Genomic DNA, 12,273 nt, shown 5'->3' on the forward strand with positions numbered 1-12,273 from the left:
CGTATGTCGACATGCAGGACCGGCCTCGTCCGGACAGGGCGGGGACGGCCCTCGTGGGCCCGCTCCCACGCCCGCCGGCGCCCTCCCGGCACCCCCGCGCGCCGCGGGGTGCGCGCGGGCACCGCTACGGGCGCGGCACCTGGAGCAGCCGGTTCGGCGAACCGAGCCCGCGACCGGCCACCTTCCCGCTCACCGCCCCTTCGACCAGGGCTTTCTCCACCTGTGCCGGAGCCGCCCGCGGGTGCTCGGCGAGACGCAGGGCCGCCGCGCCCGCCGCGTGCGGGGACGCCGCCGACGTCCCCGAGCAGGTGGCCCGCCCGGAATCGCTCGCGGCGGAGGCCGGGGCGACCGACACCTCCGGAACGAACGGATCGAGGGCCGATCCGTGGTGGGAGAAGGCCGGTTTCTTGTCCTGCCGGTCGGTCGCGCCCACCGTGATCGCCTGCCGCACACCCGCCGGCGAGTGCGGCGCGGCCGGCTTCCCCCCGTTGCCCGCGGCGACCCGGGGGCCGGCGGCCGGACGGCCGGCCTGCCCCGCGCCGGCGCGGACGGCGTAGCCGTTCGGCGCCGTGCCGTAGGTATGGCTGATTCTCACTCCGTACCCCTCGACGAACTCCCTCCCCGCCGCCGAGCGCGCCGATGTCCCCTCCGCCGGCGTCACGAGGTGACCGCCGGTCACGGAACCGGGTGCTCCGGCGCCGTGTACCCGCCCGCCCCCGCGGGGGCGCGGCGTGCGCGGGCAGGGTGGCGGCCGGGACCGCCGCGGCGCCGAGCACCGCCGTCATGACCCCCGCCCGGCGCGGACGCCGTGGTCGCGTCCGCGCCATGGTCCGAGCTCCCCTCCTCGACCCCGCGTGCGGCGCCGCGGACCGCCGGGTGCGCCCGGTGCGGGACGGCACGCCCAAGTGTCAGCCCCTCGTGCGGGGTGAAGCGCCACAAGAACGCCCACGGGGGCGGAATCGGCCATATCCGCTATGAGGCGAATCGTTTGGGTAGGCGTACGGCGGAACCGGAGTCCGCCGGCTTCCCACGCGGACCGTACCCGCGCCGGTACTGTCGGCAACGATGCCCGGACGCACACCGCGTCTTTCACGACCGCGCGAGGTGGAATGTGAAGGCGATCCGTCGATTCACCGTCCGACCCGTCCTCCCCGACCCCCTCCGGCCGCTCGGCGACCTGGCCCGCAATCTGCGCTGGTCCTGGCACACCGGAACCCGTGACCTGTTCCGTTCCGTCGATCCCGAGCACTGGGCCGCCTCGGGCTGCGACCCGGTGCGGCTGCTGGGCCGCGTGGCACCCGCGCGCCTGACCGAGCTGGCCGGGGACCGCGACTTCCTGGACCGCCTCGGGACGGTCGCGGACGATCTGCACGCCTACATGACCGGTGACCGCTGGTACCAGGCCCAGACCGACCGGCTGCCCGCCGCCGTCGCCTACTTCTCCCCGGAGTTCGGCATCACGGCCGCCCTGCCGCAGTACTCCGGCGGCCTCGGCATCCTGGCCGGCGACCACCTCAAGGCCGCCAGCGACCTCGGCGTCCCCCTGATCGGCGTCGGCCTGCTCTACCGGCACGGCTACTTCCGCCAGTCCCTGTCCCGGGACGGCTGGCAGCAGGAGCACTACCCCGTCCTCGACCCCAACGAACTGCCCCTGGACCAGCTCAGGGAGGCCGACGGCACCGCCGCCCGGGTCACCCTCGCCCTGCCCGGCGACCGCTCGCTGCGCGCCCGCATCTGGATCGCCCAGGTCGGCAGGGTCCCGCTGCTCCTGCTGGACTCCGACGTCGAGGAGAACGACCTCGGCGAACGCGGCGTCACCGACCGGCTCTACGGCGGCGGCAGCGAGCACCGGCTGCTCCAGGAGATGCTGCTCGGCATAGGAGGGGTCCGGGCGGTGCGCACGTACTGCAGGCTGACCGGACACGCCGAACCCGAGGTCTTCCACACCAACGAGGGCCACGCCGGCTTCCTCGGACTGGAACGCATCGCCGAACTGCGGTCCGCCGGACTGGACTTCGACTCGGCGCTGGAGGCGGTCCGGGCGGGCACGGTGTTCACCACCCACACCCCCGTCCCGGCCGGCATCGACCGCTTCGACCGCGAGCTGGTCGCCCGCCACTTCGGCCCGCACGCCGAACTGCCGAACATGGAGGTCGACCGCATCCTCCGGCTCGGCAGGGAGACCTACCCCGGCGGCGAGCCCAACCTGTTCAACATGGCCGTGATGGGCCTGCGCCTCGCCCAGCGCGCCAACGGCGTCTCCCTGCTGCACGGCAACGTCAGCCGCGCGATGTTCTCCGGACTCTGGCCGGGGTTCGACCCCGACGAGGTGCCCATCACCTCCGTGACCAACGGCGTCCACGCGCCCACCTGGGTCGCCCCCGAGGTGTTCCGGCTCGGCGCCCGGCGGCTCGGCGGCCGGCGCACCGAGGAGGCCCTGAGCGTCGGCGACTCGGACCGCTGGGACTCCGTCGCGGACATCCCCGACCAGGACATCTGGCAACTGCGCCGGTCCCTGCGCGAACTGCTGGTGATGGAGGTGCGCGAGCGGCTGCGCGCCTCCTGGCGCCAGCGCGGCGCCGTGGCGGCCGAGCTGGGCTGGATCGACCGGGTGCTCGACCCGGACGTGCTGACCATCGGCTTCGCGCGGCGCGTCCCGTCGTACAAACGGCTGACGCTGATGCTGCGCGACCGGGACCGGCTGAGGGACCTGCTGCTGCACCCCGAGCGGCCGGTGCAGATCGTGGTCGCGGGCAAGGCGCACCCGGCGGACGACGGCGGCAAGCGGCTCATCCAGGAGCTGGTCCGGTTCGCCGACGACCCGCGCGTACGGCACCGGATCGTGTTCCTGCCCGACTACGGCATGGCGATGGCGCAGAAGCTCTACCCCGGCTGCGACGTCTGGCTGAACAACCCGCTCAGGCCGCTGGAGGCGTGCGGGACCAGCGGGATGAAGGCCGCGCTCAACGGCTGCCTCAACCTGTCCGTGCTGGACGGCTGGTGGGACGAGTGGTTCCAGCCCGACTTCGGCTGGGCGATCCCGACGGCCGACGGGACGGACGGGGGTGCCCCCTCGCTCTCGGCGGTGGGGGACGATCCGGAGCGGCGCGACGCGATAGAGGCCGCCGCCCTGTACGACCTGCTGGAACAGCGGGTGACGCCGCGCTTCTACGAGCGCGGTCCGGACGGGCTGCCGGACCGCTGGATCGAGATGGTGCGCCGGACGCTGAGCCTGCTCGGCCCGAAGGTGCTGGCCGGCCGCATGGTCCGCGAGTACGTCGAGCGCCTGTACGCGCCCGCCGCCCGCGCGCACCGCGCGATGGACCCGGACGCGGCGCGCGAGCTGGCCGAGTGGAAGGCCCGGGTGCGCGGCGCCTGGCACGGGGTGAGCGTCGACCACGTCGAGACGTCCGCGACGACGGCCACCGCGGAACTCGGCACCACCCTCGCGCTGCGGGTCCGCGTGGGCCTCGGCGCCCTCGGCCCGGACGACGTCGAGGTGCAGGCGGTCTCCGGGCGGGTGGACGAGGAGGACCGCATCACCGACGCGACCGCCGTGCCGCTGAAACCGGCGGGCGCCCCCGACCAGGAGGGCCGCTGGGTGTACGAGGGACCGCTCTCGCTCGACCGCACGGGACCCTTCGGCTACACGGTCCGCATCCTGCCCGGTCACCGGCTGCTGGCGTCCGGCGCGGAACTGGGCCTGGTCGCGGTGCCGTCGGAGGACCTGGCGGAGGCGGCGGGGCTGCTGATGCGGTGAGGGGTCCGGCGGGGCGGGGAGCCCGGCGGGGCGGGGTGCCCGGCGGGGCGGGGGCCTCAGTCTTCCTCGAGGCCCCTCGTGGCCAGGCGGCGCAGGACCGTTCCGCAGCGGCGGGCGTAGGCGTGCTGCAGCCCCCGCGTCGCCGGGCCGCCCGCCCGGGCGTACCAGCGGGCGGGCCTGCTGAACGCCTCGACGGTCAGCCACACCGTCCCGTCGCCCGTGCGGTCCACGACGAAGGACTCCTCGCCGCACTCGGGGTGCCCGGCCAGCGTGCCGTACGCCCAGCCGGCCCTGCGGGTCTCCTCCACCGTCCAGACCACCCGGCAGGGCGCCCTGACGATCCCGGCGAGGGTGATGGTGACGTCGACCCCGGGGGCGGCGCGGTCGGCGGTGGTGTCGACCCCGACTCCCAGCTCCCGGTGCAGCTCCCAGGTGAGGACCGCCTCCGCCGCCTGCCGGAAGACCTCCTCACCCTCGCCGAGGCGGGTGCGCACGTGCGTCGGACGGAAGCCCGGTGGGCAGAAGCCCCGCTCACGGGTCGCGCCGACGTGGTCGTAGGTGAAGTCCGCCGAAGACATGGAACCCAAGGGTAGGGCGGCACCCGGAGCGTTTTCCTCCAGGGTGCCGCCCGGTGTCCGCGGGTGTCCGCCGGCGTTTGCTCAGTTGACGTTGACCGCGGTCCAGGCCGCGGCGACCGCCTTGTACTCGGTGCTGCCGGAGCCGTACAGGGCCGACGCCGCGTTCAGGGTGCCCGTACGGGCCGCCTTGTAGGTGGTCGTCGACGTGAAGTACGTGGTCAGCGCCTTGTACCAGATCTGCAGCGCCTTGGCGCGGCCGATGCCGGTGACGGTGGAGCCGTTGTACGTCGGCGAGTTGTAGGTGACGCCGTTGACGGTCTTGGTGCCGCTGCCCTCGGCCAGCAGGTAGAAGAAGTGGTTCGCCGGGCCCGAGGAGTAGTGCACGTCGATCGAGCCGAGGCCGGAGGACCAGTAGTCCTTCGAGGCGCCGTCCTTGCTCGGCCTGTCCATGTGGCGCAGCGGGGAGCCGTCGCCGTTGATGTCGATCTTCTCGCCGATGAGGTAGTCGCCGGCGTCGGAGGGGTTGTTCGCGTAGAACTCCGCGCCCGTGCCGAAGATGTCGCTGGTGGCTTCGTTGAGGCCGCCGGACTCGCCGCTGTAGTTGAGGCCCGCGGTGTGGGAGGTGACGCCGTGGGTCATCTCGTGGCCGGCCACGTCCAGCGAGGTCAGCGGGTGGGTGTTGCCCGAGCCGTCGCCGTAGGTCATGCAGAAGCAGCTGTCGGACCAGAAGGCGTTGACGTAGTTGTTGCCGTAGTGGACCCGGGAGTAGGCCGCCTTGCCGTCGTTCCTGATGCCGCTGCGGCCGAAGGTGTTCTTGTAGAAGTCCCAGGTCGTCTGGGCGCCGTAGGCGGCGTCCACGGCCGCGGTCTGGTCGCTGGAGGAGCTGGAGGCCGTCCCCGTGCCCCACACGTCGTCCGCGTCGGTGAACAGGGTGCCGGTGCCGGAGGTGCCGCGCGCCAGGTTGTAGGTCTTGTGGCCGCCGCGGGCGGTGTCGTACAGCTGGTACGTCGTCCCCGACTTGTAGGTGCCCAGGGTGACCGTGCCCGAGTACAGGCCCTTGCCGGTGCCGGTGTGGACGCCCTGCCACTCGTACAGCTTCTCGCCGGTGGCGGCGTCGGTGACCACGTGCAGTTCGTTCGGGGTGCCGTCGTCCTGCAGGCCGCCGACGACGGTCTCGTAGGCCAGGACCGGCTTGCCGTCGGCGGCCCAGATCACCTTGCGGGGCGCGGAGTCCGCCTCGGTCCGCTGCGCACCGGCCGCCTTCGCGGCGGTGAGCGCCTGCTTCTCGGCCTTGCCCGCGGTGATCCCCGGCGTCACGGAGGGCACCTCGACGGCCGCCTCGACCGCCTTGGTCACGCCTCTGGTGGCGCCGGAGGCCGACTCGTGCACGACCAGGTCGCCGCCGAGCACGGGCAGCCCGTCGTAGGTGCGCTCGTACCGGGTGTGGACCGAGCCGTCGGCGTCCTTCACGACGTCCTTGACGACCAGCTTCTCCTTGGCGCCGAGGCCTAGGTCGTCGGCGGTCCCGGCCGCCGACGCCTGCTGCTCCTGGATGAGGGAGGTGCGGGCGGCGGCGGACAGCAGCACCGGGGCGCCGGCCGGGGCCGGCTCGGCCGCGGACGCGGGCGCGGCGTCGGCGGCCGCGCTACCGGTGGTCAGACCGGTGGTGAGCAGGGCTCCGGCCGCGACGGTGGTGGCGACGGCCAGGGCGGTGCGCCGGTGACGCGCGTGGAGGGGAGTCACACGAGCTCCTTGTGTCCAGTGGGGGTGCCCGGGCGGCCGGGAGGCCGGCCGGGTGGGTCGTGCGGTCGTGCGATGAGCGAAGGAAGACTGACACTGGCGACGCGTACATGTCAGGAGGGTCCAGTGATGTTGGCCGAAAGTGGTCGGCGGGCCGGATGGTGCGCGCGGACGAAACGGCTTGACCTGGGTAAAGGCCCAACCCGCGGGGCGTATGGGCTCGGCAAAAAGGAGCGCCGTCCCGGGAGGAGTGGAATCCTCCCGGGACGGCGCTTCGACCACGGCGCTTCCTGCGGGTCCTACGGGTCCTACGGGTCCTACGGGAAGGTGAGCTTCCAGCCGTTGATGTAGCCGGTGTCCCGGGACGCCTGGTCCTGCACCCGCAGCCGCCAGGTGCCGTTGGCGGTCTCGGAGGAGGCGTTGACCGTGTAGGTCTCGTTGATGTTGTCCGCCGAGCCGCCGGTGCGGTTCCTCAGGCGGTACGCCGTGCCGTCCGGGGCCAGCAGGTCGACGACCAGGTCACCGCTCCAGGTGTGCACGATGTCCACCGAGACCTGGAGGTTGGAGGGCGCGTTGCCGGTCCGCCCGGTCACGGTGATCGAGGACGTCACCGCGGCGCCGTTGTCCGGGATGGCCACGTCGGCGGTGTTCTCGAAGGACGTACCGCCACCGCCGCCGTCCCCGGAGCGCGAGCCGACGTTGACGCCCGCCCAGGCGTCCTGCACCGCCCGGTACTCGGCGCTGTCCGCGCCGTACAGCTCGCCGGCCGCCGCCAGGGTGCCGGTGCGGGCGCCCGCGTAGTTGGTGGTGGAGGTGAACTTGGTGGTCAGCGCGCGGAACCAGATCTTCTCCGCCTTGGCGCGGCCGATGCCGGTGACCGGGAGGCCGTCCGAGGTGGGCGAGTCGTAGGTGACGCCGTTGACGGTCTTGGTGCCGCTGCCCTCGCTCAGCAGGTAGAAGAAGTGGTTCGCGGGGCCCGAGGAGTAGTGCACGTCGATCGAGCCGATGCCGGAGTACCAGGCGTCCTTGGACCGGCCGTCCTTGCTCGGCCTGTCCATGTAGCGCAGCGGGGTGCCGTTGCCGTTGATGTCGATCTCCTCGCCGATGAGGTAGTCACCGACGTCGGAGGAGTTGTTCGCGTAGAACTCGACCGTCGAGCCGAAGATGTCGCTGGTCGCCTCGTTGAGGCCGCCGGACTCGCCGCTGTAGACCAGGCCGGCGGTGTTCGACGTCAGGCCGTGGGTCATCTCGTGCGCGGCCACGTCGATCGAGGTGAGCGGGTTGGCGTTGCCCGAGCCGTCGCCGTAGGTCATGCAGAAGCAGCTGTCGGACCAGAAGGCGTTGACGTAGTTGTTGCCGTAGTGGACCCGGGAGTAGGCGCCCACCCCGTCGCCGCGGATGCCGTTGCGGCCGTGCACGTTCTTGTAGTAGTCCCAGGTCAGCGCGGCCCCGTAGTGGGCGTCGGCGCCGGCCGACTCCGGGTTGGAGGGGCTGCCGTCGCCCCACACGTCGTCGGGGCCGGAGAACAGCGTGCCGGTGCCCGAGGTGGAGCGGTTGAGGTTGTACGTCCGGTGGTTGCCGCGCGCCCCGTCGGTGAGGTTGTACGTCGACCCGGACTGGGTCGTGGTCAGGTCGACGGTGCCGCTGTAGACGGTGTGGCCGGTCCCGGTCCGGACGGCCTCCCACTCGTACAGCTTCTCGCCGGTGGTGGCGTCCGTGACGACGTGCAGCTCCTGCGGGGTGCCGTCGTGCTGGAGCCCGCCGACGACCGTCTCGTAGGCCAGGACCGGCTTGCCGTCGGCGGCCCAGACCACCTTGCGCGGGGCGCGGTCGACGTCGGACCGCTCGGCGCCCTCGGCCTTCGCGGCGGCCAGCGCCTGCTGCTCGGCCCGGGCGGCCGGCACCTCGGCGGTGGTGGTCGCGGGCTTCACCGCGGCGCGGGTGGCCCTGACGACGGAGTCGGTCCCGCCGGGCCGCTCGCCCTGGACGACCAGGTCGCCGCCGAGGACGGGCAGGCCGTCGTAGGTGCGCTCGTAGCGGACGTGCACGGTGCCGTCGCGGTCCTTGAGGACGTCACGGACGACGAGCTTCTCCTTGGCCCCGAGGCCGAGGTCCTCGGCGGTGTCCGCCCTGGCGGCGTTCGCCTCGCGGATCAGCTCGGCGCGCTGGGCCGGGGTGAGCCGGACCGACTCGGAGCCCGGCTGCGCCGTGCCCGCGGCCGGCGGCGCCTTCGGGGGTGCCGCGGTGGCGCTGCCGGACTGCACCGCCGTGGCGACCAGGGCGGCCACCCCGGCGAGGGCGACGGCCGCGGCGCGGCGGTGCGTGGCGGGGGAGGTGCGTCTGCGGGAGGACCTGCTGCTCAACGCTGACTCCTTCTGCGCGGCCGCGGGTCGCGCGGCCAGGGGAGACCGGCCGACGGGTGGGCCGACCGGGCAGTACTCGGCGGTACGCAGAGACACGTGCGGCTGTGCGGGAGCTCCGGCCGCGGTACGGCGGTGGACCGACGCTGTGGGGTTGCTGTGAAGCGGCCGTGGGAAGAGTCGCAGGGGATCGCGGTTTCTGTCAGGAGCGCGTCAGAAACTTGGCCGGAAACCGTTCGCTGTCCGGGAGTTCGGGTTCGTTATGCGGATCCCCCGGCGGCGGCCCCTTCGAGGAGCCCCGCGGGGTCCTCGAAGGGGCTCGTGGGTCACCGGGCGGCCGTCCCGTCCCCGTGCCAGGAGCGCCACAGCGCCGCGTACGCCCCGCCCGCCGCCACCAGTTCCTCGTGCGTGCCGAGTTCGGTCAGCCGGCCGTTCTCCATCACCGCCACCCGGTCCGCGTCGTGCGCGGTGTGCAGCCGGTGCGCGACGGCGATGACGGTGCGCCCTTCGAGCACGGCGGCCAGCGCGCGCTCGGTGTGCCGGGCGGTCGTCGGGTCGAGCAGGGCGGTGGCCTCGTCCAGGATCAGGGTGTGCGGGTCCGCCAGCACCACACGGGCCAGGGCCAGTTGCTGGGCCTGCGAACCGTCGGTGGCACAGCCCCCCTCGCCCAGCTCCGTGTCCAGGCCGTCCGGCAGCTCCCGCACCCACGCGTCGGCGCCGACCGCGGCCAGCGCCGCCCACAACTCCCCGTCCTCGGCGGCAGGTTCGGCGATGCGCAGATTGTCGCGGACCGACCCGAGGAACACGTGGTGCTCCTGGGTGACCAGCACCACCTGGCGGCGCAGCCGCTCCGGGTCCAGCCCGACCACGGGCACCCCGCCCACGGTCACCGTCCCCGCGGTCGGCGCGTCCACGCCCGCCAGCAGCCGGCTCAGCGTGGTCTTGCCCGCGCCGGACGGCCCCACCACGGCCAGCCGCTCCCCGGGCGTCACCGTCAGGTCGACCCCGCGCAGCACCTCACCGCCCCCGTCGTAGGCGTAGTGCGCGGCGGTCACGTCGATGCGGTCACCGGCCGGATCCGGGCCGTCGCCCCCGGCCGCGGCGCGCGGCGCCCGGGCCAGCCCCTCGACCCGGGCGAACGAGGCGCCGCTGCTCTGCAGTTGCTCGATCCGCATCAGGACCTCGTCCAACGGGCCGCTCAACTGGAGCAGATACAGGGCGGCGGCCACCACCGCCCCCAGGCTCACCGCTCCCCGCTGGTGCAGCAGCCCGCCGATCAGCAGCACCCCGGCCACCGGGAGGTGGTACGACACCTCCACCACCGGGAAGAACACCGTGCGCAGGAACAACGTGTGGAACCGGGTGCGACGGGAGGTCTCCAGGGCGTCCCGGCTCGCCCGGATCCGCCGCTCACCGAGCCGGAACGCCTCCACCGTGCGCGCCCCCGAAGCCGTCGCGGCGACGACCTCCGCCACGTCCGAGGTGGCCGCGCCCTCGGCCAGGTAGCCGTCCCGCGCCCGGCGCAGGTACCAGCGCAGCACGAGCCAGATCGGGGTGAGCGCCAGCACCCCGAGGGCGCCGAGCAGCGGGTCCACCAGGAAGACCGCGGCCGTCACGAACAGCGCCTGCACCCCGTTGACCAGCAGCGCCGGTCCGGCGTCGCGCAGGGTCGTGCCGACGGCGGTCACGTCGGCCGTCCCCCGGGCGGTCAGGTCACCGGTCCCCGCCCGCTCCACCACCGAGGAGGGCAGCGCCAGCACCCGGTCCACGAACCGCTCCCGCACCCGCGCCAGGGTGCGCTCCCCGAAGCGGTGCCCCACGTACCGGGCCCAGCGGGCCAGCAGCAACTGGCCGACGGCGCACAGCAGGATGACCGGTGCCAGCCGGTCCACGGCGGCGACCCCGCCCCCGCCGCGCACCTCGTCGACGATCCGCCCCAGCAGCCAGGGCCCGGCCAGTCCCGCCACCGCGGCCAGCGCGTTCAGGACCAGGACGGCCGCGAAGGCCCGCCCGTCGGCCCGCACCAGCTCCACGGCCGCCCGGCGCACCTCGGCGGGCCCGGCGACGGGCAGGTGTCCCCGGCTCATCCCACGGCCTCCCGGGCGGTGTCCTCGTCGGCGTCCTCGTCGGCGTCCCGGGCCACCAGCGCCCGGTAGCCGGGCTCGGTGGCGAGGAGGCCGCGGTGGCTGCCGGTCGCGGCGACCTTGCCGTCGACCAGGAAGTGCACCCGGTCGGCACGGTCCAGCACGAGCGGCGAGGTGGTCGTCAGCACCGTCGTACGCCCCCGGCGCGCCCGACGCAGCCGGTCGGCGACCGTGGCCTCGGTGTGCGCGTCGAGCGCCGAGGTGGGCTCCACCGCCAGCAGGACCTCGGGGTCGGCCAGCAGGGCCCGGGCCAGCCGGACGCGCTGCCGCTGGCCGCCGGAGAGACTGCGGCCCTGGGCGGACACCACCGACTCCAGGCCGTCGGGCAGTCCCTGCACGATGTCGTCGGCGGCCGCCGCGTGCAACGCCCGGGCGACGTCCTCGTCCGTGGGATCCCCACGGCCGGCCACCACCTCCCGCAGCGGCCCGGCGAACAGGTCGGCCTCGTGGTCGGCGACCAGGATCCGCTCCCGGACCCGCGCGAGCGCGACCTCGTCCAGCCGGGTCCCGCCCCAGGTGGCCGCCGACGGCGCGTACCGGCCGAGGCGGTCGACCACGGCGCGCGCCTCGGCGGGCCGCGCGGCCGCCAGCGCGGTCAGCCGGCCCGGCAGCACCCGCACCCCGGACTCCGGGTCGTACAGCACCGACGGCTCCGCGGGCGCCTCGGAGCCGCCGCCGTCGGCCGGCGGCTCCAGCCGCAGCAGCGCGGCCACGCGCCGGGCGGCGACCACGCCCCGGCTCAACTGGTAACCGCACTCGATGAGGAACGACACCGGCCACGCCAGCACGGCGACATAGCCGTACACCGACACCAGCTCGCCCACGGTGATCTGCCCCTGGGCGGCCAGCCGGGCCGCGATCCAGGTCACGCCCGCCAGGAACAGCACCGGCAGCCCCGCGCCGAGCGCCTGTATCCAGCTGGTCACCGCCCCGACCCGGTGGCCCTGTTCGCGCAGCCGCCGCGAGTCCCGGCGGAAGGCGTCGGCGACCAGTTCCTTGCCGCCGAGCCCGCTCAGCACCCGCAGTCCGCCCGCGAGGTCGCCGATCCGCGCGGTCAGCACCCCCTGCCGCTCCCGGTACTCCGTCTCCCGGCCCCGCAACCGCCCCGCCAGCGGCCCGACGAGCAGGGCGATCACCGGCACCCCGAGCAGCACCACCGCCGCCAGCAGCGGCGACACCGACAGCAGCAGCCCGGCCACCACCGCGTAGGCCACGACCGCGCCGACCCCGGGCCCGACGACCGTCAGGGACGTCGCGATCATCTGCACGTCGCCCACGCCGATGGTGACGACCTCCCCGGCCCCCGCCTTCCGCGCCAGCGAGGCGCCCAGCCGCACCGTCTGCCCGACGACCACCTTCACGGTGCGGAAGTTGGCGTCCATCCGCACCCGGGTCATGGTGCGGTGCCGCATGATGCTCAGCCAGGCGTTGAACGCGCCCACCGCGAACAGCAGGCCACTCCAGCCGGCCAGCGCGGCCGTGTCACCCGGTTCCAGCCCGTCGTCCACGGCCCGGGACATCAGGTACGGCGTCGCCGACAGCAGCACCATCCAGACACTGCCGTACACCGCCCCCGCCGCGCAGCGCCCCGGCTGCCGCCGGACCAGCCACCACAGGTAGCGCGCCCCGCTCCGGCAGTCGGGCGTGCCGGGGTCCTCGTACGCGTCGATCATCCGCCCCCCCTCGACCGG

General features: G+C 74.3%; 7 protein-coding genes. 1 reads left to right on the forward strand and 6 read right to left on the reverse strand.

Annotated elements, in window-relative coordinates; genetic code table 11:
* Positions 1-124 precede the first annotated feature (124 nt).
* Positions 125-595 carry a S8 family serine peptidase gene (locus CP969_RS26300; protein WP_317984057.1) on the reverse strand — a complete coding sequence of 157 codons (471 nt, stop codon included), beginning with the start codon at positions 593-595 and terminating at the stop codon, positions 125-127.
* A gap of 516 nt (positions 596-1,111) precedes the next feature.
* Between CP969_RS26300 and CP969_RS26305 the strand changes: the two genes are divergently transcribed.
* The gene (locus CP969_RS26305) at positions 1,112-3,760 is read left to right on the forward strand and encodes a glycosyltransferase family 1 protein (protein ID WP_016824582.1); all 2,649 of its coding nucleotides are present in this window, start codon (positions 1,112-1,114) and stop codon (positions 3,758-3,760) included.
* 56 nt (positions 3,761-3,816) lie between these two features.
* Here the strand turns inward: CP969_RS26305 and CP969_RS26310 are convergent, their stop codons facing one another.
* From CP969_RS26310 to CP969_RS26330, 5 genes are all read right to left on the reverse strand, one after another.
* The gene (locus CP969_RS26310; protein WP_016824581.1) at positions 3,817-4,338 is read right to left on the reverse strand and encodes a DUF1990 family protein; all 522 of its coding nucleotides are present in this window, start codon (positions 4,336-4,338) and stop codon (positions 3,817-3,819) included.
* Positions 4,339-4,419: 81 nt separating this feature from the next.
* Positions 4,420-6,081 carry a M4 family metallopeptidase gene (locus tag CP969_RS26315; RefSeq protein WP_016824580.1) on the reverse strand — a complete coding sequence of 554 codons (1,662 nt, stop codon included), beginning with the start codon at positions 6,079-6,081 and terminating at the stop codon, positions 4,420-4,422.
* A gap of 314 nt (positions 6,082-6,395) precedes the next feature.
* Positions 6,396-8,441 carry a M4 family metallopeptidase gene (locus CP969_RS26320; RefSeq protein WP_016824579.1) on the reverse strand — a complete coding sequence of 682 codons (2,046 nt, stop codon included), beginning with the start codon at positions 8,439-8,441 and terminating at the stop codon, positions 6,396-6,398.
* Between the two features lie 323 nt (positions 8,442-8,764).
* Positions 8,765-10,525: an ABC transporter ATP-binding protein gene (locus CP969_RS26325; RefSeq protein ID WP_016824578.1), complete on the reverse strand. Its 1,761-nt coding sequence runs from the start codon at positions 10,523-10,525 to the stop codon at positions 8,765-8,767.
* Positions 10,522-12,255, reverse strand: a complete 1,734-nt coding sequence (locus CP969_RS26330; protein WP_016824577.1) for an ABC transporter transmembrane domain-containing protein — start codon at positions 12,253-12,255, stop codon at positions 10,522-10,524. The genes CP969_RS26325 and CP969_RS26330 overlap by 4 nt, the downstream gene beginning before the upstream one ends.
* Positions 12,256-12,273: the final 18 nt, after the last annotated feature.

The organism is Streptomyces viridosporus T7A (genome assembly GCF_008704515.1).
Classification (GTDB): domain Bacteria; phylum Actinomycetota; class Actinomycetes; order Streptomycetales; family Streptomycetaceae; genus Streptomyces; species Streptomyces viridosporus.

Bases quoted from the DNA above. Each gene is read 5' to 3' on its own strand.
- CP969_RS26310 (WP_016824581.1), bottom strand. From the start codon at position 4,338: ATGTCTTCGGCGGACTTCACCTACGACCACGTCGGCGCGACCCGTGAG.
- CP969_RS26330 (WP_016824577.1), bottom strand. From the start codon at position 12,255: ATGATCGACGCGTACGAGGACCCCGGCACGCCCGACTGCCGGAGCGGG.
- CP969_RS26325 (WP_016824578.1), bottom strand. From the start codon at position 10,525: ATGAGCCGGGGACACCTGCCCGTCGCCGGGCCCGCCGAGGTGCGCCGG.